Annotated in this window: 22 protein-coding genes; 5 read left to right on the forward strand and 17 right to left on the reverse strand. The window is 60.7% G+C overall.

What is annotated here, in order from left to right; translation table 11 throughout:
* A partial coding sequence (locus AYJ54_RS01480) for an IS701 family transposase (protein WP_063696119.1) occupies positions 1-903 on the forward strand: 903 nt, incomplete at its 5' end.
* A gap of 104 nt (positions 904-1,007) precedes the next feature.
* Positions 1,008-1,466 carry an SGNH/GDSL hydrolase family protein gene (locus AYJ54_RS01485; protein ID WP_063696120.1) on the forward strand — a complete coding sequence of 153 codons (459 nt, stop codon included), beginning with the start codon at positions 1,008-1,010 and terminating at the stop codon, positions 1,464-1,466.
* Positions 1,467-1,671: 205 nt separating this feature from the next.
* On the opposite strand, the gene AYJ54_RS01490 is transcribed toward AYJ54_RS01485, so the two are convergent.
* The 3 genes from AYJ54_RS01490 to AYJ54_RS01500 all read right to left on the reverse strand — a co-directional run bounded on the left by AYJ54_RS01490 (position 1,672) and on the right by AYJ54_RS01500 (position 5,926).
* Positions 1,672-2,121, reverse strand: a complete 450-nt coding sequence (locus tag AYJ54_RS01490; protein ID WP_063696121.1) for a hypothetical protein — start codon at positions 2,119-2,121, stop codon at positions 1,672-1,674.
* Positions 2,122-2,131: 10 nt separating this feature from the next.
* Entirely contained in the window at positions 2,132-4,108 is a 1,977-nt protein-coding gene (locus AYJ54_RS01495; protein ID WP_063696122.1) for a conjugal transfer protein TraG, read from the reverse strand.
* Between the two features lie 90 nt (positions 4,109-4,198).
* A complete protein-coding gene (locus tag AYJ54_RS01500) occupies positions 4,199-5,926 on the reverse strand; it encodes a relaxase/mobilization nuclease domain-containing protein (protein WP_063696149.1) in 1,728 nt (575 codons plus the stop codon).
* A 1,681-nt stretch (positions 5,927-7,607) separates the two neighbouring features.
* Here AYJ54_RS01500 and AYJ54_RS01505 point away from each other — a divergent pair.
* Positions 7,608-9,305: an outer membrane protein gene (locus AYJ54_RS01505; RefSeq protein WP_082905419.1), complete on the forward strand. Its 1,698-nt coding sequence runs from the start codon at positions 7,608-7,610 to the stop codon at positions 9,303-9,305.
* A gap of 933 nt (positions 9,306-10,238) precedes the next feature.
* Here the strand turns inward: AYJ54_RS01505 and AYJ54_RS01510 are convergent.
* The 8 genes from AYJ54_RS01510 to AYJ54_RS46580 form a co-directional block, all read right to left on the reverse strand.
* Entirely contained in the window at positions 10,239-11,381 is a 1,143-nt protein-coding gene (locus AYJ54_RS01510; RefSeq protein WP_136623361.1) for a nucleotidyltransferase family protein, read from the reverse strand.
* Positions 11,381-12,007 carry a Cap15 family cyclic dinucleotide receptor domain-containing protein gene (locus AYJ54_RS01515; RefSeq protein ID WP_063696124.1) on the reverse strand — a complete coding sequence of 209 codons (627 nt, stop codon included), beginning with the start codon at positions 12,005-12,007 and terminating at the stop codon, positions 11,381-11,383. Before AYJ54_RS01515 ends, AYJ54_RS01510 begins: the two co-directional genes overlap by 1 nt.
* Before the next feature lie 345 nt (positions 12,008-12,352).
* Positions 12,353-12,832 carry a S26 family signal peptidase gene (locus AYJ54_RS01520; protein ID WP_430641381.1) on the reverse strand — a complete coding sequence of 160 codons (480 nt, stop codon included), beginning with the start codon at positions 12,830-12,832 and terminating at the stop codon, positions 12,353-12,355.
* 26 nt (positions 12,833-12,858) lie between these two features.
* Positions 12,859-13,323 carry a DUF2840 domain-containing protein gene (locus tag AYJ54_RS01525; protein WP_063696151.1) on the reverse strand — a complete coding sequence of 155 codons (465 nt, stop codon included), beginning with the start codon at positions 13,321-13,323 and terminating at the stop codon, positions 12,859-12,861.
* A 137-nt stretch (positions 13,324-13,460) separates the two neighbouring features.
* Complete coding sequence (locus AYJ54_RS01530) at positions 13,461-13,739, reverse strand: helix-turn-helix transcriptional regulator (RefSeq protein ID WP_063696126.1); 279 nt, start codon at positions 13,737-13,739, stop codon at positions 13,461-13,463.
* 124 nt (positions 13,740-13,863) lie between these two features.
* Entirely contained in the window at positions 13,864-14,379 is a 516-nt protein-coding gene (locus tag AYJ54_RS01535; protein WP_347337200.1) for a DUF2285 domain-containing protein, read from the reverse strand.
* 58 nt (positions 14,380-14,437) lie between these two features.
* Positions 14,438-14,626, reverse strand: a complete 189-nt coding sequence (locus tag AYJ54_RS51855) for a transcriptional regulator domain-containing protein (RefSeq protein ID WP_082905424.1) — start codon at positions 14,624-14,626, stop codon at positions 14,438-14,440.
* A 162-nt stretch (positions 14,627-14,788) separates the two neighbouring features.
* A complete protein-coding gene (locus AYJ54_RS46580) occupies positions 14,789-15,067 on the reverse strand; it encodes a DNA -binding domain-containing protein (RefSeq protein ID WP_082905421.1) in 279 nt (92 codons plus the stop codon).
* Between the two features lie 104 nt (positions 15,068-15,171).
* Between AYJ54_RS46580 and AYJ54_RS46585 the strand changes: the two genes are divergently transcribed.
* Positions 15,172-15,453 (forward strand): helix-turn-helix domain-containing protein, encoded by a 282-nt coding sequence (locus AYJ54_RS46585; protein WP_082905422.1) that lies wholly within the window; start codon positions 15,172-15,174, stop codon positions 15,451-15,453.
* A gap of 87 nt (positions 15,454-15,540) precedes the next feature.
* Here the strand turns inward: AYJ54_RS46585 and AYJ54_RS01545 are convergent, their stop codons facing one another.
* Positions 15,541-16,548 carry a PDR/VanB family oxidoreductase gene (locus AYJ54_RS01545; RefSeq protein WP_063696128.1) on the reverse strand — a complete coding sequence of 336 codons (1,008 nt, stop codon included), beginning with the start codon at positions 16,546-16,548 and terminating at the stop codon, positions 15,541-15,543.
* A gap of 9 nt (positions 16,549-16,557) precedes the next feature.
* Positions 16,558-17,631: an aromatic ring-hydroxylating dioxygenase subunit alpha gene (locus tag AYJ54_RS01550; protein WP_063696129.1), complete on the reverse strand. Its 1,074-nt coding sequence runs from the start codon at positions 17,629-17,631 to the stop codon at positions 16,558-16,560.
* 169 nt (positions 17,632-17,800) lie between these two features.
* Between AYJ54_RS01550 and AYJ54_RS01555 the strand changes: the two genes are divergently transcribed.
* Positions 17,801-18,766, forward strand: a complete 966-nt coding sequence (locus AYJ54_RS01555; protein ID WP_063696130.1) for a LysR family transcriptional regulator — start codon at positions 17,801-17,803, stop codon at positions 18,764-18,766.
* Positions 18,767-19,041: 275 nt separating this feature from the next.
* Here AYJ54_RS01555 and AYJ54_RS01560 read toward each other — a convergent pair whose 3' ends face one another.
* From AYJ54_RS01560 to AYJ54_RS01580, 4 genes are all read right to left on the reverse strand, one after another.
* On the reverse strand, positions 19,042-19,362 hold the full coding sequence (locus AYJ54_RS01560; protein WP_063678741.1) for a DUF736 domain-containing protein: 321 nt from the start codon (positions 19,360-19,362) through the stop codon (positions 19,042-19,044).
* A gap of 561 nt (positions 19,363-19,923) precedes the next feature.
* Positions 19,924-20,400 carry a hypothetical protein gene (locus AYJ54_RS01565; protein WP_063696131.1) on the reverse strand — a complete coding sequence of 159 codons (477 nt, stop codon included), beginning with the start codon at positions 20,398-20,400 and terminating at the stop codon, positions 19,924-19,926.
* A gap of 139 nt (positions 20,401-20,539) precedes the next feature.
* The gene (locus tag AYJ54_RS01570; protein ID WP_063696132.1) at positions 20,540-21,463 is read right to left on the reverse strand and encodes a DUF2493 domain-containing protein; all 924 of its coding nucleotides are present in this window, start codon (positions 21,461-21,463) and stop codon (positions 20,540-20,542) included.
* A 334-nt stretch (positions 21,464-21,797) separates the two neighbouring features.
* Positions 21,798-22,765: DUF7146 domain-containing protein (locus AYJ54_RS01580; protein WP_063696134.1), on the reverse strand; the 968-nt coding region annotated here is incomplete at its 5' end.

Raw genomic sequence — 22,765 nt, forward strand, 5'->3', positions numbered from 1 at the left:
GTGATGGTCGCGTTACGTCTCTTTCTGCCTGACAGTTGGACAAGCGACGTGTCTCGTTTGAAGCGCGCTCGCGTGCCAGTCGAACACCGAACGCCACGGTCCAAGCCGGAAATTGCCTTGGCCGAGATTGACCGCGCGACGGCAGCCAACGTGCGCTTTGGATGTGTGCTGGCGGATGCAGGATACGGACTTAGCGCACCATTTCGACAAGGGCTAACAGAGCGCGGGCTGGCCTGGGCTGTCGGCATCCCTCGGCACCTGAAGGTGTATCCGGTCGATGTGAAGCTCGTTTGGCCGATTACCAAGGTCCGCGGGAAACCACGAAAGCACCACGTGCCCGATGTCTTATCGATTGCGGCAGAACAAATGCTGGCCAGCGCCAAATGGAAAGCCGTGAGCTGGCGCAGCGGGACGAAAGGTCGGCTGAAAGCCCGATTTGCTGCTCTCCGTGTCCGCACCGCCGACGGCCCTCCTCAGCGGATTTGGGATAAGGGTCAGCAGCATCTCCCGGGCGACGAAGCTTGGCTCATTGGCGAGCAACGTGCCTCAGGGGAGAAGAAATACTATCTTGCCAATCTCCCTGCGGCGACGGATCTGCGCACACTAGCTGCCACCATCAAGGCAAGATGGATTTGTGAGCAGGCGCATCAGCAGTTGAAGGAGGAGCTCGGACTTGATCACTTCGAGGGGCGATCATGGCAGGGTCTTCATCGCCACGCCCTGATGACAATGATTGCCTACGCCTTCCTGCAGCATCGTCGCCTCGCACACGCGGGGCGGAAAAAAAAGAATCAACGGACCTCCGCCTCAGCCAACCATGCCCGCCGTACGTCACGCCATCGTCGATCTCATCCTTCGGCCGCCGTCTCAGCGGTGCCCATACTGCCGAAAACAAATCCTTGAAAAACACTGGCGCAAATAGCTTCTGCCAAAGTAGTGCTAGTGCAGTCCCCCAGCAAAGCGTTCACAACCATAGGAATGTGCGACAATTCATCATAAGCGCCGCCATGGCGAGGACGAACGAACCGATTGTTGTACTCGGGGACAGCATTGTCGAGATGGCCCCCTTGCCTCTAACCCTCCTAGGTGTCGAGGTTGTCAATGCAGGTATAGGCGGGATCCGAGCTAGCGAACTGGCCGTTATCGCTCCCCGGCTCCTGGATGGTTTCAAACCGAAGCTGCTGGTTATCGCCCTGGGCGCCAATGATGCAAGTTCCTCGGGCTCAGACTTTTCAAACCTCTTGACTACTCTTAGGACCTACACGCCCAATCTGGTCGGAGTATCGACGACAAATGATCCGGCAACTCTTGTGATGATGCGGGAGCGCTTCCATCAGGCGGGCGTTCCATTCATTGCGCCCGAAATTCGCGATGATGGTAAGTTGCCGGATGCCATCCATTTCAACAAACGGGGCTACGAGACGTGGATTACGTCGCTCGTGGATCAGATCTTGCGAATGATGTAGCTGCGCCTCTGCGTGCGCTTCACCCCCGCTTTCATTCCGCAGATTAGAGAAAAGCAGCGACCCGGCCGAACCGACTAAAACGGCTGTATTCAGGCGTGCCACAGTCTGGCCATGTTGGGGATCTCACCGGCTTCGTCAGGCCGTATGGCTAACAGCCTGCTCCTGTCTCTCTATGCGACGGAGTTTCGATCGAAATGTGCCACCATCACGTAGAGCCGGCGTTGTCTCTGATCGGCTCAAGACTTTCTGCATCGTTCGATTCGAGGCTCACCTCCTTGATAATGGTCGATCCGCTGGAAAGCCGCCGCCCGAGAGCTTCGACGAAACGGTCGTAGCGCTCTGCGCCCTTGGCCCGCGCTGCAGGGCTCGATTGTTCCGGTAACGCCGGCGTCGCCGTCAACCAGAAGCGAATGAACAGGGCAACCGTTTCCAACGTGATACCGTCATTGCGTTCAAGCCGCTCGAGCACGCGCACGATTCGGTCGAGACGCTTGGCGATCGCGGCTTCCCGCCGGTCGGAATCATCAGGGGAAAGGAAAGATGCAATCGCAGCCTCGGCCACCAGCGACTTTGGCTTACCCTGACGCTTTGCGAATGCCTCGAGCTGACGGCATATCTCCGGGTCGAGATAGATGCTAAGCTGGGTTTTCTTCATCTCACCCGGCTCACAAGCCCATCTTGTCGTCCGGATCGAGGCTGACGGAGCGCGCAAGCCCTTGCACCGAGCGGTTCACGGACACCACCAGGAGGGGATCAGAATCGCCCTCGTCGCCCAGAGCGTCAAATTCGTTCTCGGCCAGTGGCTCCGTGATGACAACCTCCTCCTGTTCCGGCAGGTCCGGCTCGCGGCGAATGCCGCCATTCGGATCGTGGACCGCGCGCTTCCCCCCCGCACGCGGCTCGATCGAGGGGGAAATCGGCCTTCGGCTCGACCAATCGTCGCCCTGCGCGGCCAAGGTGACTGAGGTGGGAGGAGACGGCTTCAATATCCGACGCTGAAACTGCGGGTCTTCGTAGTACCGCGCCTTGCGAGCGCGCACCGGGTGCACGCCTGAGACCATTACAATTGCCTCGTTCGGCGAGAGCTGCATGACCTCTCCGGGGGTCAGCAGCGGACGGGATGTCTCCTGGCGGCTGACCATCAGATGGCCGAGCCACGGCGCCAGCCGATGTCCGGCATAGTTCTTCATCGCCCGCATCTCGGTCGCCGTTCCAAGTGCATCCGAGACACGTTTGGCGGTGCGCTCGTCATTGGTGGAGAATGCAATCCGGACGTGGCAATTGTCCAGGATCGCGTGGTTCGGCCCATAGGCGCGTTCGAGCTGGTTCAGGCTCTGGGTGATCAAGAAGCTGCGGATGCCATAACCTGCCATGAAGGCGAGCTGGCTCTCGAAGAAGTCGAGCCGGCCGAGTGCTGCAAATTCATCGAGCATCAAAAGAAGCTTCTGACGCTGCCGATCGGTATTCAGGCTCTCCGTCAGCCTCCGTCCGATCTGGTTGAGCACGAGCCGCATCAGCGGCTTTGTCCGGGCGATGTCGGATGGGGGCACCACAAGGTAGAGCGAGATGGGCCGAGGTCCATCGACCAGATCACGAATACGCCAGTCGCTCCGCCCCGTGACTTTGGCGACAACGGGATCGCGGTAGAGTCCCAGGAAGCTCATCGTTGTCGACAACACGCCGGAACGTTCATTCTCGCTTTTGTTGAGGAGTTCCCGCGCCGCCGATGCCACGACGGGATGGACTCGCTCGCCCAAATGGGGTGTCGCCAGCATCGCATTCAGCGTCGCCTCGATCGGGCGCGAGGGATCCGACAGGAAGTTCGCCACGCCAGCGAGCGTTTTGTGGGCTTCCGCATAGAGGACGTGGAGAATTGCTCCGACAAGCAAGGAGTGGCTGGTCTTCTCCCAGTGATTGCGGCGCTCCAGCGCGCCTTCGGGGTCAACAAGGATGTCTGCCACATTTTGGGCGTCGCGCACCTCGCAATCGCCCTTGCGAATCTCGAGCAAGGGATTGTAGGCCGCACTCGCGGGGTTGGTCGGGTCAAACAGCAGCACCGGGCCGAGCCGGGCGCGCCAACCCGAGGTCAACTGGAAGTTCTCGCCCTTGATGTCATGGACGATGGCAGAGCTCGGCCAGGTCAGCAGCGTCGGAATGACAAGGCCGACGCCCTTACCGGACCGGGTCGGAGCAAAGCAGAGGACATGCTCCGGCCCATCATGCCGGAGGTAGCGGTCTGCGAAGCGGCCGAGCACGACCCCGTCGGCTCCCAGAAGTCCAGCACGCCGAACCTCCCGCAGATCCGCCCAGCGAGCCGAGCCGTACGTCGTGACTTCCTGGGCTTCCTTTGCCCGCCAAACCGAGATCGCGATGGAGACGGCGAAGGCTGAAATCCCACCGCTTACAGCGATGCATGCGCCCTGGAGGAAGATCATCGGCGCGTAGGCGTCAAACTCGAACCACCAGATGAAGAAAGCAAACGGCTCGTAAATGGGCCAGCCTCCGATCGTGAACCAGGCCGGCCCAAGCTGCGACTGGAAACCCAAACGCCATGCCGTCCACTCGGTGGCCACCCAGAGGAAGGCGAGCACGAGGGCCGAGACGGAGAGCAGTTGCCCCCAGAGAATACGGGTAGCGGACATAAGCCGTAGATGCGCGCGTCCCGGGCCGTGGTGCAACGGCAACACTCACCATATCGTGGTGATGCGCACCATGGCGCAGAGATGGGCGGGTCAGAGGGACAGGTCACGCTTTCGTCCAAAACTCCAGTCGATCCCGCCGGGACCGGCGATACCGCTGACGTGCCGGCCGCGCTCACGCTCGAGAGACGGCGTCCAGGGCACGAGCTGAAAGCCTAGCCCGTTGTCAATCATGGCGAAGCGGCCGGAGGCGAGTGAAAGTCTTCGGCGGTAGACCCCCGCAACGGACGATCCTGCCTCGGCGGGCAGATGCGCCAGCCCTGTTTCTTCCGCGATCCGTTTTCCGACGCTGCCGAGTTCGCGCTGGCGTAACGTTCCGATGAGGCTGCGACCGAGTGCGACTTTGCCGCCGTCGCGGCGGGCCAACCCCTGCTGCGCAAGCACATCAATCCGGCGATCGAGTGCCGCGCGGACCTCGGCTCCGAATCCTGCGCGCGAGAGGTCTGCCGGTTCACGAGCCACCAGCCGCCGGTCGAGCCAGGTGGCCCCTTCCGACGCTACCTGCTGATCGAGGTTGAGGTCCGAGCGGACAGCGAGCGCGACGCGCTGGCGGCCCCTCGCATCCTCGAAGCGCCTTAGCTCCACAATGCCGCCGATCGGACCGTCGCCCGCGGCCTCGAGATCGTGGAGTTTGAGGTGATGCACGCGCCCGTCGATCCCATCGACGACTGCGAACCCGGTTCCCTTAAGCTCATCATCAAGCCCGCGGTCAATGAGGCGGCCGATGACGGCTTCGCCATGACGCTCACCCTCCAGCGCCCAGGACGATGGCGCACGAGAAGCGCCATCCTTCGCGAGGGTTTTATGCAGCCGCTTGATGATATCGCCCCGTTCCCCGAGAGCACGCAAGCGCTGCTCCGTGTCGGCTGCCAGAACCCATCGGGCGGGCCCCGCGGGCTCAGCGAGTCCCAGCCGCTCGAGCGTCCGCATTCGGCCAATCCGGATCTCCCGCAACGGTTCGGTCCCACCCGCCTGCTCCGGCCGCAGATCAATCACTCCATCCGCCCTTCCCGCTTCCCGGGCCAGCGCCCTGTCGAGCCGTGTCCAGCGTTCGGCCGTCACCTCCGCCTCAAGGCCGCGCCTGACCTCCAGCTCTGATCGAGGACCAAGTTCACGCGTGACGAGATCGCCGGCCCGGGCGCGCAGGCCTTTGCCGATATAGTCGCGGCTGATGACCAGGTCGGAGCCATCGTCGGCTCGGCCGCGCACGAGAATGTGGATATGGGGGTGCTCGGTGTTCCAATGGTCGATGGCAACCCAGTCGAGCCGCGTGCCGAGATCGCGGGAAGCCTGATCCATGAGCTCACGGGTAAAGCTCCGCAAGTTTGCGAGCTCCGTGGCGTCGTCCGGTGAGACGATGAACCGGAAATGATGCCTGTCGTCCTCACAGCGTTCGACGAAGGCGCGTCCATCAGCCTCATCGCCAGCAGCATCGAACAGCTTGCCAGATGAACCGTCGCGAGTGACGCCGTCACGCTTCAAATATCCGATATGGGCTCGCAGGCTACCTGGCGAACGCGGCCGCCGCACGACGCGTGCCTTGACCATGGCGCTGCGGCCGCGGTCTTGCAGAAGACGGCTTGCGGCAACGCTCGCGGGGCGTCCCCGCCCGAAAGTGCTGCCGAGAGGTCCGGCGCCACGGGAGAGCCCCCCTGCCTTCTGTGCGGCCTGAAGTGCCTGCGCCAGGAACGGTTTTGTTCGTGGCGCGCGCGTCGAGCGGATCCGACCTGGGCGGACGCGGAAATCGTCGTTACCAGCCATCATATGCTCCATAATGTGCCGAAAACCGAGCAAGACTGATGTGTTGCCGGAAGTCGCAAGGTATGCCGTGTATTCGCAATGTTCGCAGCGTCGCTGAAATTTCCTGGTGTTGCCTACCCCAACCGACCGGCCGCACCTTGCGGCTTTTATCCTGCCATCCGCGCTTGGCGAGTCCCTGCACTCTCGAAACTCCGATACTCTCCGACAACATGCGACGAAATGCGATCACGATCGCCGGCACTGCAGCTCGCGTGATCGCTGCACCAACAATCCGGCCGTACGGCCCACCAGTGCACGCGCCCTGCCCAGCGAGGCCTTTCACTCTATTGATCCAACGAAATTGCAATGTCCTCATCCCAGCGGTCGATGGGTTATTGAAGCGCTCAACGAATGCTGTTGCGTGCTCCCAGTGAACGGCGAGCGACGTACCGCGTTCGTGCGGTTCAATGCCGATCAAGGTGCAAGCCTAACGACGCAGGTCTGCGTCTCATGAGGAGCGCGGCGGCTCCTCGGTGTCCACGTGCCATGTTCCGGCGCGGATTCAACATTGGCTGTGAAAGTTTCCGAGTGGAAATTGATTGGACCGTCACGATTCGACTTTCCCTAGGCAATTTGACCGTGCCTGCCACGTAGGGTGACGCTGCCGAGAAGAGCTGGATGGATGCAGTTGGATCGCGATCCCAGTAGCAGCGCCACCTGGCCGACGATTGGTGTCCGTGGGTCGGCGTCGCTCCGCGCCCACATACGTAGTGAGCGTGTGACCCTTCGCCGGCAAGACCTCGCCCACGCCGAGATCGCTGATCGACGTCTTATTGCAGCGAGATCTCCGGGTGTATAAGCGGCGCGGTCGCCGAGCTTGCGATAGGTAGCGCTCGTGCCATGAACTCGGTGCTTTTCCATCGTGCGGCGGAACATCCTGAGATCCGCGCGGCGTCCGCCGTGCACAGGTATCGGGGGCAAGCTGGCGCGCGGATCGATCATTCGAGAGGCTCCGTTATCGTGTGGAGCGCAACGAGCTGGTTTGCGCACCGAGGGCCAGAATGGCGCGTCAAATCGGCTGGGGGGATGCCGAAGGCGCGAAGATAAGTTTCGCTCCCCCTGCGCTAATCGTTGCCGGATGATGCGCGGGGCAATGCCAGATAATCGCCGCCCGTCAAGGGAGGAACCGCCTGCGTGCCGCAGAAGTTCTGTTAGCCAAGGCCCGCGATCGTGTCGCTGTGCGATCTACCATAAACGATCAGATCTGTTGCCAAGCGGCCGAGCGGCTGTTCTTGCGGCCTCGAACCGGGCGAAGCAAAGTCAACCCGACGAGATGCATGACACCAGGGCGTCGAATCTCCAACGCAGCGACGATTCCGCGACTTACTCGCGACGTGGGTTTCAAGACTTTGGACAAGAGCTTCATGGCCGAGCAAGCAAGAGACGAACGCTTGGGCGGGAGCGACCACCTTTTGATTCCGTCGTAAATCGACGTGCGGCGCCCCCTCTTGCGTCCGACATCGGACGCGCGGCTTGTTTCAAGGTTCACACCGGTCTTGTTGTGAAGACGACATGGCAATCGGCAAGCCGCGGGAATTTCGCATCCCGTTCGCTGGCTTGAATCATGCACAAGCGAGCGCCGTGGCAACGGCGTCGGCCATTCGGCTTTCGTTGCAAGACATTTGTGTGTTCATGAGGTGACATGCGATCTGAGCTTCGTTTTTGGACTGCCGCGACAGCTGCGCTCGTTGCAAGCGGGGCCGCCAACTCCGCAGACCTGGCGCCGGCGACAAAGGTCCCACCGGCGCTATGGAGCTGGACTGGAGGATATGTCGGTGGGCATGTCGGCGGGGGTTACGGCCGAACCTCGTTCAGTGATCCCTATGGTCCGTCGCTTTACGGCGACGTCGTCGATACCCCGGTGTTCGTTGCGGGAGGTCAGATCGGCTACAATTGGCAGAGAGACCGTTGGGTTCTCGGTCTCGAACTGGATGCCAGTGGGACCGTCTCGGACGGTACAGGCACTTGCCTTGCCGTCTCCGGCGTCGTTGTGAACGCAAACTGCAAAGCAGGTCCAGACGTCTTCGTCAGCGGGATTGGCCGCCTAGGGTATGCATTTGGTCCGCAGGGACACACGCTCGCGTATCTCAAGGCGGGTGTAGCTTGGCAGCACAATCGCGGCGATGTCGTCAACAACAACGAATTCTTTGGTCAGGCACCACAGGGGGCTACCCATTTCGACTATGGTCGTGTCGGAGGCACGATCGGCGCCGGCATTGAGCAAGCGCTCACGCCGGCATGGTCGATCACGCTCGAGTACGACTATCTGAGGTTCGGCGGACCGAGTGTGCGGACGCCTCCGACCTTGCAGGTTCCGCCGGTTGCCACGATCCCGGCAAACGTCACCAGCCTGTCCAGCAGCTACCATATCGGTAAGCTGGGTCTGAACTACCATCTCGACGACCCAAATGCGCCACGATCCGAGGCTTCGTTCTATGCAACAAAGCCTACTCGCCGCGCGCCGCCGATTGCCTTTACCGAAGGATGGTCGCTGGAAAGCGGCACACGGCTCTGGTTGAGCCGAGGAAGATTTCAGTGGGACCATTCCCCGAATGTCCAGGATCCAACCGAGCTTGTATCAAGACTCATCTATCACAAACTGGATGGAATTTCCGGTGAGTTGTTCGAACGGGTTGACAGTCCTTGGGGGATCTTCCTGAAGGGAAATATCGGATTCGGACGCTTCAACAGCGGCGCTATCAACAATGAAGATTGGGGCCTGGGCCCTCCCGTCTGGATGGGCGATCGCATCGCTTATACCAACTTCCTATCAGGTCAGGCGAACGGAAGATTCACGTACTATACGGCCGATGCCGGGTATGATTTCCTGCGCAGCAGCACCTATAAGATCGGAGGATTCATCGGCTGGAGCCACTACGGTCAGACATCTGACTCGACGGGATTGGTGCAGATCGCCTCCGCCTATCTCCCGAGCCGGGTGACGAGCGACAGGGTCATCGGCAGCCAAGACACCGATTGGAATGCGTTGCGCATCGGTGTTAGCGCCGAGACCATATTGCTCGATCGATGGCGCGTCAGTGCCGATGTTGCCTACATCCCTTGGACGAATTTCCAGGGTCGGGACTATCATCTGCTGCGCGATGAGACGATGTTCACCGATCAGCGTGGGAGTGGCGGTGCCGGGGTCCAAATAGAAGGCGTCTTGTCGTACTTCCTTACCAACAACTTCAGCATCGGCGTCGGCGGCCGTTATTGGAGTATGTGGACTTCAAGATTTGGCCGGGAGAGCGTGAACAGCATCGCCAACGGCGATATGCGTGCCAAATTTAGCATGGAACGCTGGGGCACTTTCTTCCAGGCCTCCTACAAGCTTGAGTGAGGATGCTCGTTCGCGGGCCGGCCTGGCCTGCAATCTTGCGACTCAATCGACCCCGCCGCCTGGGCGAAGGCAGATAAGCCGGCAGTTCGATAGAGGGCTGTAGATTGCACCTCGCAGCCGATGTGACACGTGCGCGTCGACCTCAGGATCCGCATCTGGCGGCAGTTCGGTCGGCACGCGCGATCATTGCACAGATCTTGCCGGAAGGGAGGAAGGGTATTGCCATCGATCGAACGGCGGTTTTGCATGTCCAGTAAGCGGGCCGAAGGAGATGGCCGCTACGTTGGACCAATTCCCATATCCGCCGTCGTTGGACAAACACTACCCGCAAACGATACCTGAAACACGAACGATCAATCTTCGCACGTCCACACCGGGAAAGCGCGGCCGGTGACAGCCGACGCGGGCAGAATTCCAAAGTATTGAGGGTCTAAGGAGTCTAGACTGCCAGTTCATTCGAAAGAGTTGGCCATCGCTTATGAGGCGGCAGCACTCCCATCTAACAATAAGCTGCCCCCTCCGTTGCGCTGTCTCGCCTCGCCCACAGCGATGTCATCGAGCGAGATTGTGTGCCCATTTCTGCAGACGCTCCGCCTAGGAAAGACAAGTCAATGAACTCAATCATTTAAGGAATTGTTTGGGCAAGAAACGGCCTCGTTATTTTTCAAGAGACTTCAGACTCGCCGCCCAAACTGGAAAGAGAACGGCAGAACTAAAACACAGCTGACATTCCCGCGGCAAAGTATGGGTCGTCGAGAGCTTTCTGAAGACTTAAGAAGTGAGCCATTACCCATCTCACACGTCCATGCTGCCCGCCAGAGGTGGCTCGGAAGTTACCAGTATTGAGCGGCCGTTCGGATCCAGGCGAAGACGGTCCCGGCGCGCGCCTTGCGCCGGGACCGACCGACTGCGCGACCTCTCCTCGCGGTCGCTTCACGATGGAACTTGAACGGACCATATTGCGTCACGGCTTGTCTTCAGAACCTGGCCTTCTGGGGTATGGAGCCACGGTACCTGCTCTTTTGCGACTTCTTTCACGAGGTCGTCGATCTCGATCGAGAGGCGCTTCATACCTGCGTACTTCTCATTCGTATCGAAAATTATGCGAGAATTGTCCGGCACGCGGAGTGTCTTCGCAAAGGCTTCGTCGTGATAGAGTAGGTGGAGGAAACGCTGCACCTCGCCTAATATCCTTAACTCGTAGAAGATGCCCATTTTGAGCGCATCCATGTCGGCATGGTACATGGTTGAAGCAATGTCGAAGCTGGGAAAATTGATGGCGGTGCCTTCGTCAATCGCGTCGGCTCTCACGTTTTTGCATAGTCTGATCGCTTTCCGCAAACCACCAAATACACTGTCGCAACGCTCTCCGACACGCTTAATGTGGAGGAAGGGAAGATTGTCGATCGTTTCCGGCACTTTCTTATTCAAGATCGTGACTGTTCGGTCGTGCTCCTGTCGCGAGACCTGATACGCATGATTGTCATGCCAATGGCTCGGAACGACGTCGACCGGGCGAGCTAAAGATCCTCCAGAGATACTGATCGCCTTGCCGCCCGACGTATCCACCGTTGCCTTAGGATATTTGATCTTAAGGATCTTCTCAGCTTCTGACCTCAATGCCGAAAGCACGCTCATGGAAGTTCTGGGCGTTGGCGCACCTGAGTATTGGCCTTGTTGGCTCAGCACTCCAGTCGTCGAATAGGTCATAAAGTTCGTGTCGAGCGTGAGCAGGTCGACATCACTTACGCCTCTAATGTGGACGTTGAGTGGCACAGAACCTTGCAATCGAAAATCCGCCGAAATTCCAGCGCTTGCCAAATCGGCTTTCAGTTGTACGCCAACTCGCTCTGCGGTTTCAACGCTGATGCGCGTATAGTCAGCGCCAACCTCTTGCATCGACCCTAGGGCATAGCGGGTATATTCCTGGTTTGTTGCGCGTTTTTGCCAAGATTCTTGCAATAGGCTCTTGGCGAGAATGTCTGGTTGAGAATCGGCTGCGACTCGGATCAGTCGATCGACGCCCTTTCGCCTGTTCGCCAGTTGGTTGAGCCGGTTTCCAATGTTGCGAGCCATCAAGCCCTCTTCAATTTCATAGTGCCAAACGTGTTGCGGCCGTGGCCGTTGAAATACTCGCCGTCAGCGGTTTGCAGATCGCGGGCAAACACTAGCTCACCGAAACCGAGGTGACTTTTTAGGTCGACCTCTCCAATCTTCGGATCATTCCGATAGTGGTAAAGCAGACGATAAGCATCGGCATCGTCGCAGATCAGGGCCGCGGAGATGCTATTCGACGACGACTGATTCGTCTTCAATAGAACCCTGATCCGATCCCAGCTCTGAAGTATGGTGATGGTGGCCTGCCAACTCTGACCAAGTGTGCCATCGTGGTTGAGGGTTTGGCCCTCACAGCTCCATTGGCCCGCGATATCGGGTACCTTGACGACCAACTTGAGGAAGCGCCACTTCCAGGCAAATCGATCGAACAGCCAATATAGCGCCGTGAAGACTGTAGCCGCGCCGGCCAGCGAAAGGAGGGAAGGGGTCAAGTTTACGTTCCAACCCCAACGATGGACGATGTCTACCGCCGACAACAGAACGTAGACGATAAAGGCCGATACGCTTGCAGAGACGAGACCAAGATACCTGCCTACATGCGCGCGGTTCATCGCCCCTAGCAACGCATATTCGTGTTCACGCATTCGCTTTCTCCCCAGACCCAAAATTGAGGTAGGTATCGCGTATCGCAACTTCAAAGGGTGTGAATCTAACTAGGTGTGGATAACCTTCATGGATAAGGGCCCACGTGTCATTCGGCCGGGGCACACTTCAGCTCCCCTGTCGCGGCAGGCAGTGTGTCCGACAATCGAAGTGCAGCCGCCATTCCAGGAAACGGCAGGTCGGCACCTGCGTTCAGGATGCGGTCGCTAACGGCGAGTTAGTCGCCGAAAGGCGGTATGCGCGTTCATAAATCCGGCCGGAACGGAGGAATGGTACTGACATCAATAGGACGGCGGATGAATGTCCAGGAGGCTGGCAGAGCAAAGTCATTCTTCCTCTGTCCAGAGGGGTAACGCTTGTCCTATGACGGCAGATCTCGGAATTGGCCCAAAGTAACGGCCATCGAGCGAGTCAGCCGAATTCCAGTTCATGAGAAAGACTTCGTCCGCCCCTACCACACGGCACCCAAGCCAGACCGGCAATGGTCGACCGCGCCCATCGCGCTCCTGCGCCTGCCCCATCTCTATGCCGTCGACGGATATGACGCGACCATTTCTGCAGACGGTTTGCCCAGTCAGTGCCAGGACGCGCTTGAGCATGGGAACACCGATTGGCAGATAGCCATTCAGGTCCAGGAAGCTCGCAAGCGGCTCGGGCGGCCGAACGGCAACGAGCTCAGTGACCGTCAATCGCCGCGCCGGTTGCAGGCGGTAGAGACCGGTCGGAACGCTCGCCGAGGCGTTCCAGATATATGACGGCGGCGTGTCTTCGACCGGCGAGAGCGCGAGAGCTATCGATCCGCACATAGTAAGGATGATCATCACCCGTCCCATCAAAGACCTCGTCTTCTGCGGAGGAGCCATGCCTGATGGCGCGCGCGGGTGTAGGGTCGCGGGGTTTCGTTGACAGAGAGACGGTTGTGAACGTGATGCCAGTAATCGGGCGCTGCATCGGCAGGATTGATATCGAGGGCTTCCACGGCATCGACGAATTGCAGAACGCGCTCGACCTTCTGCCACCCGGACAATCGCAGCAGGCTCTCACCGCCCGGACTGACGCAAGGGACGGTCGAGTATCGCTGGCCTGCGCCGACGGCACGCAAAATATCGACGCGAGACAGGACGGTTCCGAAGTCATTGGATGTCCAGCGCACGAACGCAAAAATGCTGCCGCTCGCGAAGGAAAGAACGCGACGCTGGCCATCGATGATTTTCTCCGAGACGGGCTGGCCGAACCGAATCCGGTTCTCAATACGCCCTTTGAGCCACAAGAGCTCCACCGTTGTGAGATCGCTCACCTGGAGGCTCCGCAAACGTTGAAAGATCTTGCCGATCGGGCGAGACACGATCGCCCGAAAAGAGGAGGAAGTAGAGGCCGCTGACCGCGCGCGAACTGACGCCCGCCATGGCGAGAGATTTTTCCGTCCGACATGGGTCAGCGTCGCTCCTTGCCCGCATACGGAATGGGCGTGTGGCGCTTGGCAGGCAGGACGGTGCCGACACCAGGATCGGACGTCGATTTCTTTTTGCCAAGTTTGGCCCACGCGATCAGGTCCGCGACTGAATAGACGACGCGTCCGCCGATCTTGTGATATTCCGGACCGGTGCCGTATGTTCGATGTTTCTCCAATGTACGACCAGACAAACTCAAGAAGCGTGCCGCTTCGGATGTACGCAGGTATCGCGGCGGCGAATCCGCCTTCGGATCGGACATGTGAGAAGCTCCGTCGTCGTCTGGAGCGCGACAGAGTATTGTCGCGAGTCGACGGACACGATGGCGGAGTAGAAGCGCTTAGGGGGATGCCGAAGATGCGGAGGTGATTTTCGGCCCCCCGACTCTAGTCCTTGCGGGATGGCGGGCGGAGCAACGCTCGATAGCCGCCGCGGATCAAGGCCACGCCTGCCTGGACGAGGCGTATTGTCCGGCTGCGCAGCTCGTGGGTCTTCCAGGCGCGCTCAGAAATGCGTATTCGGCCGAACAGCACTTCCGCGATGGCGCGGTAGGACGCGCCGCTCCTATGGCCATCGAGCGCCCGCAGGACAAGCCTCATCCGCTCGCGCCGCTGTGCCGAGAACGGTTGGAACGGCGGGCCTGGCGGCCGGCCGTTGATTGCGTGCCATAATCGATACGAGGCGTGGGCTCGGGCCTCAAAATCCGCATCAAGCGGCAGTTCGACTGCACAGGACGTAGCGCACTGCGGTTCCTCTCTGAACCACAGATGATGTTGCACCCCGTCAATGCGCAATACGGCATGCCAGCCGTCGCTCGCCTGTCTGATATCGCCTGACGCAAGATCGGCAAGAACCAGAGTTAAAGCAGCGCTGTCCGAGCCGGAAGCCCGAGCGACCAGCACCGATGGCAAGGCCTCGGGTGCCCAGAAGATCGTCTGCTGATGAAAGGACCCTTGCGGGTCATGAGCGAAAGCAGACGCCCCATCTCCTCCGAAATTCGGGCGTCGCTTGTCCGTCTTTCGACAAAGCATGCCGGTAATCTGCTTGATAGGAGGGACTGCGCCGGAGGCATTCCCAAGCGAAATCTGTGATGTCTCCAGTCTTCGCCCGCTCGTAGGTCTCCGGTGAGCGCCAGTCGAAATCAGACACTGCTGTGATTCCCTCCGTTAACAACGATTGCGGCGCAATGTCTATAAAGCCGACGGTTGTGAGGGTAGTCAGCAATTGTGCATCACGTGATCCAGATATTCGATCACGTTGCTTCCGATAGAAATCTATTCTCAATTAAAAGGCGTCGGCGACACATTCTCCCTACTTGGGAGGGGCGCCACGGAGCAGGTGACGATACCCATGCTCGGCCATCCACTTTGCCCGCGCCAAATGACTGTCAAATGCAGCCCGGGCGCGTTCAGGTTCGCGATTCGGATCAATATGCAACACGATCCGAGCAACCTCTTTCCAATCGGCGCCGTCGGCCTCGGCGTCAAGGAGGCGCCAATAGGTCACCAGATGCTGCTCGTCATAAGTCGTCAGCACCGATTCACTCGGCGCGACATCAGCTACATCTGGATCTGACGCCGGCTTTTTCATGTAAGCTACGAGTGGATTTCGCTAATCTGCAGATGAAGGAAGTTACCGCAATAGTTCGGTTATAGCCAGTGGTTTGATGGCCCGCCGAATGGCTGCTTTAGCGCATGAAGGCTCGTGCGCTTGTGGCTTGGAATGTGCGGCGGATCCGCGTGGACCATGGTGTTCCACAAGAGCAACTGGCTTACGACGCCGGGATTGACCGCTCATACATGAGTGGCCTTGAGCGGCAAGCAGAGAATCCGACAATCGATCTCCTCGACCGACTGGCGGAGACACTGGGCGTCCATTTATCAGAATTTTTTGTTCAGCCGCCGAAAGGAGCGACGACGCCCAAACCTTTGCCGAAAGGTCGTAAGCCGGTGGATCCACGCCGTCAGAAGAAGTAGCGAGCTGCTTTGCCACTTGGGAAGGAATGGCACGGGAAAACACTTCAGCTCGATCCTTCAAATGAGCGCGGACGACGGTAGCGTTGCTCAAATCCCAGCACCGGCGGAAGAATGAGCCGGAGATGGCATTCGATCGGGCGTATCAACAACGAGGCAACCGCTCGCCGCGCGCGACACGCAGGTGCAAAGCTTGCCATTGGTCGCCCGCTCCTCACTGCTGAAGAACACGTCCCGATGATCGACCCGGGCCGACGTCTCCAGGATTGGCAGGACGCACAGGCCACATTCTCCGCGCCGGCAACCGAAGATCATGTCGACGCCGGCATCTTCAAGTGCCTCCAGCATCGACCGGTTGGCGGGGACGTCGATTTCCAGGCCTAGTCGGGGAATCCTGATCGTGAAGGGCGCATCTGCAAAGCTGCCGGCATTGCCAAACGTCTCGTAGCGCAGGAGCGCCGCGGGCCTGCCCCCTTCGCGCCACAGGCGCTTGGCTGCATCCAACATGCCGAAAGGGCCACACACATAGAGCTCGCCTTGCCGGTCGAGTTGGGCGATCTGGCCGGCAAGATCGATGCGCTGTCCCTCTTCACTAACGAAGAGCTGAAGCCGTTCACCGATGTGGCTGGCAAGCTCGTCCGCGAACGCCAGGTCGCGTCGGCTGCGCGCGGCGTAGAGCAGACGAAAATTCGCGTCTGCCTGCTTCAGCGCCAGGGCCATCGTGTAGATCGGCGTGATTCCAATACCACCGGCTATCAGCAAATATTCTGGCCGGCCGTAGCTTAGTTCGAAGTTGTTGCGCGGCTGCGAGATCGTGAGCTGTTCGCCCGCCTTGAGGCGCCACATGCCCAAAGATCCGCCTCGGCTAGATGCGAGCCGCTTGACCGCGATGCGATAGAGCCCGTCCGCGCAAGATCCGACCAACGAATAGCTGCGAAACCGCAACCGGCCGTCGATGGGAGCGAGAACGTCGATGTGGCTGCCCGGCGTTGCCTTGGCGAGCGGGCGCTCCGGCGCGATTTCGAAGAGACGGACGTTAGGCGTAAGCTCGCGCGTGGCGTGAAGGCATGCGCTAAACCATTTGATCGGCTTGGCCATGACTTCAGCTCACTCGGCTGCAAGGTTTGCCATCACACGGGCGTGTTCGTCGGTCAGCATCCGGTCGATCAACCGTCGTGCCCAGAGCGCGCCCGCGTCGATGTTGAGATCGTAGAAGGGCGAACGCGGGTTCTTGTCGATGGCGGCCTGCTGCGCTTCCAGGACCCGATGATCCTGATCGTAGACGCCTGCCCCGCCATTGACGTGAGCGAGTTGGAGCTCTCTTGTGAGCTGCGCATCGTTTGTGCGATAGTTTCGGACGAAGTTCCAGAAATAGTGGCAGGTCGTCTCGGTCTCCGGCGTGATCGCCGCCAGGAACGCCCCGTTGACGCCATGCGAGCGATCGCCTTGCGGCGCGCCTGTATTTGTCAGCGCCACGCCGACATCGCCGACGACGATCGATGGCGCCCGGAACGTCACGATCTGCCAGCGATCGACACGGCCTGACTGGCCGAGCTGGCGCGCCCAGAAGGGCGGCGGCTCGATGTCGATCATCCAGCGCGTCATCGTCGCCGTGTCGCCGGTATGGGTCACCTCGAAAGGCGCGGCCGTGATCGCCTCGTCGCCGATGCTGCCGGCGTGCACGTAGGTCTCGTGCGTGAGGTCCATGAGATTGTCGATCACCAGGCGATAGTCGCATTTCAGCTGATAGAACGTCCCGCCCTCGCCGACCCATTGCGTACCGTCGTTCCAGTGAAAATCCGGAATCTTGGCAGGGTCTGCCAGTGCTGGATCGCCGGGCCACAGCCAGACCAGGCGATGCCGCTCGGCGACGGGATAGGCGCGGACGCAGGCCGACGGATTGATGGTCTTCTGCGCCGGCATGTAGGAGCAGCGACCGGCCGAATTGAAGACCAGCCCGTGATAGCCGCACATGACCTCGTCGCCCCTGAGATGCCCGAGCGACAACGGCAACAGCCGGTGCCAGCAGGCATCCTCCAGCGCGGAAACGACGTCATCAGTGCGGCGGTACAGCACAACGTTCTTGCCGCAGATGGTACGCGCCGAAAGCTCGCGCCCGATCTCGTGACACCATGCAGCGGCGTACCAGGCGTTAAGCGGAAAAGAAGTTGGTGCGTTCATGGGGCAGCGTATCTCCATCGCTTGTCGATCGTCGCAGACTTGCCGTCTTGCCTCCCATTTTCGAGCAGATTGCAGTGGCAATGCTTATCGGACAATTGGACAGAGCTGATATTGGCTATCTACATTTCCGATAAGGAGATGCAGCTTTTGCCCGAAAGGAGCTGAAGAGATGGCAAAGGAATGGGATCCGTTCGCGATCGATTTTGCCGCGATCCGTATCTTGCGCCTTGTGTCGGAGCTTGGCTCGTTTTCGAAGGCTGCCGAGGCGCTCGGCACCAATCAATCGACGATCAGCTACACGATGGACCGGCTTCGCGCCGCGTTCCATGACAAGCTGTTCGTGCGCCAGCGCGGCGGCATCGCGCCGACGCCACGTTGCGCCGAGATCGTCGCGTGTGCTGGCCGTTTGCTCGAAGCTTTCGAAGGTCTGGTGCAGCCTGTGGATTTCGATCCCGCAAGCGCATCGGGGCGGGTTACGATCGCCTGCAACTATTACGAACGGTCGATCATTCTGCCGCGCGCCATTGCTGAGGTCAGACGACGGGCCCCACGACTGGTCCTCGATATCAGAACGGCGGGCGCCGAGGGCGTCGCGCACCTCAAACGGGGCGAAGCCGATCTGCTCGTTGGCCCCTATGATGTGCGGGAGGAGAGCTTCTACCATCGTCATCTCTTGGACGATCACTATGTGTGCGTGATGCACAAAAGCCATCTACTTGCCGGCAGGAGGCTTCGCGTCGACGACTATGTCAAAGCGAGTCACGCGGTCGTCACCTATGGCGGCACCTGGCGTTCAGGCTATCTCAGGGGGCTCGATGAACGCGGCCTCTCGCTCAACCAGGTGGTCGCGATACCGAGCATCTCCGACCTTGCGCACATTCTCCCCGGCACGGACCTGGTCTCGACGGTGCCAAGCCGCATCGCACCGAACATCGCCAAATCCCTCGTGGCCAGAGCGTGTCCGTTCCCGGAGCCGTTTCAAATCGGCATGACCTGGACGTCTCGGACGCATCATTCCGCCGCTCATCGCTGGCTGCGGCAACTTATGGGTCGCCTTGCCGGCACTCTGCCGTACAAGGCGGCTCTCGCCACAGCGCAAGATCGCAGGCGCGGTAGCGCCAAGGCCAGAGCTTGACTCTCCCCGCCGGCGGCACAGGGTCGGGTCGGTCTCTGCCGGATTTCGCGACCTCGAGAGCGTTATCGATCCGGCGGCTTGCCGACAGCCGCTCACGATGGTCAGCTCCCGGCAAGCCGCTGGACGAGGTAGCTTCACCAGTTGCAGTCGGACGAGTTCTGGTTGCCGGGGTCGTGCCGGTGGGACCGAGCCGGCCCCGGTTGCGTCACCTTGCTGGCGACTGGAGTTGAAGCGCCCCGCCCGAGTGATCGGGCGGGGCCTTTGCGGAGCGAGGCTTACTCGCCGTTCCTGCGCGGCCGCGACCAGAGCAGGGTGTAACCCTCGCCGCCTTCATCGTCGAACAGGTTGGCGTAGATCGGCGCGGTGAAGGAGGGATCGTCGAGCTTGAGCGAGAGATAATCGCGGCCCTCTTCCGAGCGCTTCGACCAGGCCGCCCCGATCTCGGCCCGACCCACATAGACGCGGTGGCTCGGAGCGTTTTCGCTGGTGCGGTTGGTCTCGGCGACGATGCGGACGCCCCTGGCTTGCAGGCTCAGGGTGATGATCTCGCCCTGGAAATCGCTTCCGACCTTCTTGAAAGAACCGATGTTAGCCATGTCACTTCTCCTGTTGTGTTTCGAGCCCGCGACCACCGCGGCCTCGATGGCGACCTGAAGGCCGAGGACGATCGGCGACGCACCCGGTTCGGGCCGGAGCGCACGCGGAGGACGCCGTTGAAGCGACTTTCTTGTCTCGCGAGGAATGGGCGTAAGCCCAGGGGAAGAAAGTCGCATCAACGGCGTTGCGGCTCAGACGATCGAGGCGCAGCCGGTCTTCGGCCAGATCGAGCCATCACAGAGGCCACGTGCGTCCGCGTGCTGAACCGCAATCTCGGGAGAAGTTGGCGCCTCTCGGATGGGCTGCACAAGAGGTTGAAACGATACGGCGCAGAAACAGAAACAATCGGCGGCAAGGGGCGGTATCGTCGGCAAAAGCACGATCCAGAGCATCGCGCGTTACCATGCAGCTATGTGGGTCGGGCCGCACTTGGCGCGGCTTGGTCAAAGCACGCTAGATGAGGGGCCGCGTCCCGCCCGCTTCTGATCGTGGCGATCCCCGGTTCAAGGTGGCGCTCAATACGAGCTTGTTCGGCAGATGGTGTCGACGAAGCCACGCTCTCATGCAATGCGGCGGTGAGAACCCGTCGAGCCATAGTCTCCGCCACCCCCGGCCGGCTCCAACCGGCGTGTCTCTGCGAAAACCGTCAATCGCGTCCAAGCCGATCCGCCAATGCAAACCGCGCCCAGGCAAGCGAAAACCTCGCGCCAAACCGGCGAAGGCCCCCCGATCTGCGACAGGGCGAGCGCCACATGATAACCAGCAACGGCGGCCGGAACGGCGAATGCTGTTGCGATCGCGATGCGCAGGGTCATTGACCGACTGAAGGCGACCGCAAACTGAGCGGCGGCAAGCGTCAGCGCGCCAGAGGCGACTGCGACAAGGAGGGCGCCGACGATGCCGGCACCGCCATGAAGCGCCAAGACTCCGATGTTCAGCGCGACAAAAAACGGCAAAGCGTAGATCGCCAGCGCAACGATCAGCCAGCAGAGCAAGCCGATGCCAACGGTGTTGAGGACAAGCCCAAGGGTGAGCATGGTGGTGGCTCCCGGTGCAAAGGTGTACGGGTCGCGCCTTCCACCACCACCGCGGCGCAGCTTTGACGTAATATCGAAACGGGGCGGAGTTGCGGCACCTGCAACTCCGCCTCGTTCGTTTGAAGCGAGAGGACGGCGCTCACGCGCCGCCGAACTTCCAGACGGGAATGCCGAGCCGTTTCGCCTTGTCGGCGAGGTTGTCCTGGATTCCCGTGCCGGGGAAGTGCATGACGCCGATCGGCAGGAGTTCGAGCATGGCGTCGTTGCGCTTGAAGGGCGCTGCCTTGACGTGTTTCGCCCAATCGGGCTTGAAGGCGATCTGTGGCACCTTGCGATTGTTTGCCCATTTGGAGGCGATCAATTCGGCGCCCTTTGGCGAGCCGCCATGGAGCAGGACCATGTCGGGGTGCTTGGCATGAACCCTGTCGAGACGATCCCAGATGAGCTGATGGTCGTTGAAGTCGAGCCCACCGGTGAGCGCGATCTTCGGTCCTTTCGGCAACATGACCTCGGTCTCGGCGCGGCGCTTGGCGGCGATGAAGTCGCGGGAGTCGATCATCGCTGCGGTCAGTGTGCGGTGATTGACCAATGATCCCGACCGGGGTCGCCAGGGCGCGCCACTGTGGACCTCAAAGCGCTCGATGGCCAAATCTCGGAAGAGCTCCAGGCAGTTGCGACGCTCGAGGAGCGTGATGCCCTCGGCGGTCAGGCGCTCCAGTTCAACCGATCGCACTTCCGAGCCGTTCTGCTCACGCTGGCTCTTCTGCTGTGCCTGTTCGTTATCGTCGAGCTGGCGTTCAATGCGGCCGACAGCACGATGGAACAGGTTGACGGTCGACCAAAGCAGATCGTTAAGATCCGGTTCTAGCCGGGTGTCGCCCAACGTCGCAACGAGGGCGTCGAAGATGTCGGCCACGGCGCCGGTGATCATTTTGCTCTCGGGAAGGGGCCTGGCATCGGGCTGGTCGTCGAACGGACGGTAGCCGAAGAGTTGCAGTTCGGTGAGGATGTGCTCGGTCGGAGATGAGGCGTGCGGCGGCTCGATGTCGTCATGGTCGGTCATGGGAAGAGGTCCTTTGCCGGATCGGCCGCGCCCATCGCGGCCTTCGTGGCGATCACTCAGGCGGCGGGCGGAGCGGGCCAGAACCCGAACGGGCCGAAGCGACAGCGGAGGATGGCGAAGGCTGGCTATTTTGCTTCGCGATGCAAAGCGCGCCATTCGGACATCGACAATGTGTCTCGCATGCCGGCGCGCGGCGGAAAATAGCCGGACGCAGCCATTGCCGGCCCGCTCCGCTTGCCGTCCGATCGCCCTCTAGAAGGCCGTGGTCGTGGCCTCGTCCGGTATTGGCGCCTTTTCTATGATCGACCTGTCGCCGCAATCGAACGACTGCGACTTACTCAGTGGCCGAGGTCGACGCATGCAGGAAACGGGCGATATCCTCGGGTGCGAGCTGAATCCGCAAGGCTGCCCGCACAGCATCGCCACCGAAAATGTGCAGATCCTCGTTGAAATCGCCTAGCCGAGGCGACAGTGCGATCGCTTCAATGCTGGAGTCTTCTGCGCGTTGGGTGAGAATGGCCTGCACCGCATCTCCGGCGGCATCGGCGTCGCGGGCGATGTAGAGCCGACGAAGGCCCGGCGGCAGCAGCATCGCCGAGAGGTGATTGGCCGAAAGTGCAGCGGCCATCGGCATCATCGGCAACACGTAGCGCAGCGACAGCATGGTCTCGATGCCCTCGCCGGCCGCAAGCACGTCGTCCACCATGCCGAAACGAACCGCGTTGCCGAGGAGGTCGCCCATGGCCCGTCGTGGCGTATCGATCGGTGCCTTGCCGAGACGAATGCGATCAAAGCCGTTCGGGTCGAGCCAGGTGCGGTGCACGCCGGTGATCCTGCCATCGAGATCCGTGACGCCAGCGATCATCGCGGGCCAGGTCTCGGTCGGCAGGCGCTCGTCCGGCCGATAGTAGCAGCGTGGATGGAAACGCAGGCTGCCACCATGGTGCACATGCGCAATCCCGCGGCGCTGCAAATAGGTCTCGACCACCGTTCCCTCGATACTGCTGGACATCGCATAGAGCCGACGGGCGGCCCCTTGCGATCCGGCTGGCACAGCTCGACGCTCGGGTTTCGAGACGAAGTCCGGCTCGACACGAGGTAGCTTCAGAAAACGCCTCGCCTCCTCGGCAACCTCGCGAAAGTCGCGCAAACCCCGACATTCCCGGATGATGTCGAGGAGATCGCCATGCTGGCCGGTCGCCGCATCAGTCCACTTGCCCGCGGGCCTCTGCGGCGATTCCTCGAGCCGCACGAACAGCGAACGCCCCGGTGTGTTATGGACGTCGCCGACCAGCCAATACC

It is taken from the genome of Bradyrhizobium centrolobii (assembly GCF_001641635.1).
GTDB lineage: Bacteria > Pseudomonadota > Alphaproteobacteria > Rhizobiales > Xanthobacteraceae > Bradyrhizobium > Bradyrhizobium centrolobii.

What these genes read in the sequence shown, in the direction of transcription:
- AYJ54_RS01485 (WP_063696120.1), top strand. Translation starts at nt 1,008, where the DNA reads ATGGCGAGGACGAACGAACCGATTGTTGTACTCGGGGACAGCATTGTC.
- AYJ54_RS01490 (WP_063696121.1), bottom strand. Translation starts at nt 2,121, where the DNA reads ATGAAGAAAACCCAGCTTAGCATCTATCTCGACCCGGAGATATGCCGT.
- AYJ54_RS01495 (WP_063696122.1), bottom strand. Translation starts at nt 4,108, where the DNA reads ATGTCCGCTACCCGTATTCTCTGGGGGCAACTGCTCTCCGTCTCGGCC.
- AYJ54_RS01500 (WP_063696149.1), bottom strand. Translation starts at nt 5,926, where the DNA reads ATGGCTGGTAACGACGATTTCCGCGTCCGCCCAGGTCGGATCCGCTCG.
- AYJ54_RS01505 (WP_082905419.1), top strand. Translation starts at nt 7,608, where the DNA reads ATGCGATCTGAGCTTCGTTTTTGGACTGCCGCGACAGCTGCGCTCGTT.
- AYJ54_RS01510 (WP_136623361.1), bottom strand. Translation starts at nt 11,381, where the DNA reads ATGGCTCGCAACATTGGAAACCGGCTCAACCAACTGGCGAACAGGCGA.
- AYJ54_RS01515 (WP_063696124.1), bottom strand. Translation starts at nt 12,007, where the DNA reads ATGCGTGAACACGAATATGCGTTGCTAGGGGCGATGAACCGCGCGCAT.
- AYJ54_RS01520 (WP_430641381.1), bottom strand. Translation starts at nt 12,832, where the DNA reads ATGTGCGGATCGATAGCTCTCGCGCTCTCGCCGGTCGAAGACACGCCG.
- AYJ54_RS01530 (WP_063696126.1), bottom strand. Translation starts at nt 13,739, where the DNA reads ATGTCCGATCCGAAGGCGGATTCGCCGCCGCGATACCTGCGTACATCC.
- AYJ54_RS46580 (WP_082905421.1), bottom strand. Translation starts at nt 15,067, where the DNA reads ATGAAAAAGCCGGCGTCAGATCCAGATGTAGCTGATGTCGCGCCGAGT.
- AYJ54_RS46585 (WP_082905422.1), top strand. Translation starts at nt 15,172, where the DNA reads ATGAAGGCTCGTGCGCTTGTGGCTTGGAATGTGCGGCGGATCCGCGTG.
- AYJ54_RS01545 (WP_063696128.1), bottom strand. Translation starts at nt 16,548, where the DNA reads ATGGCCAAGCCGATCAAATGGTTTAGCGCATGCCTTCACGCCACGCGC.
- AYJ54_RS01550 (WP_063696129.1), bottom strand. Translation starts at nt 17,631, where the DNA reads ATGAACGCACCAACTTCTTTTCCGCTTAACGCCTGGTACGCCGCTGCA.
- AYJ54_RS01555 (WP_063696130.1), top strand. Translation starts at nt 17,801, where the DNA reads ATGGCAAAGGAATGGGATCCGTTCGCGATCGATTTTGCCGCGATCCGT.
- AYJ54_RS01560 (WP_063678741.1), bottom strand. Translation starts at nt 19,362, where the DNA reads ATGGCTAACATCGGTTCTTTCAAGAAGGTCGGAAGCGATTTCCAGGGC.
- AYJ54_RS01565 (WP_063696131.1), bottom strand. Translation starts at nt 20,400, where the DNA reads ATGCTCACCCTTGGGCTTGTCCTCAACACCGTTGGCATCGGCTTGCTC.
- AYJ54_RS01570 (WP_063696132.1), bottom strand. Translation starts at nt 21,463, where the DNA reads ATGACCGACCATGACGACATCGAGCCGCCGCACGCCTCATCTCCGACC.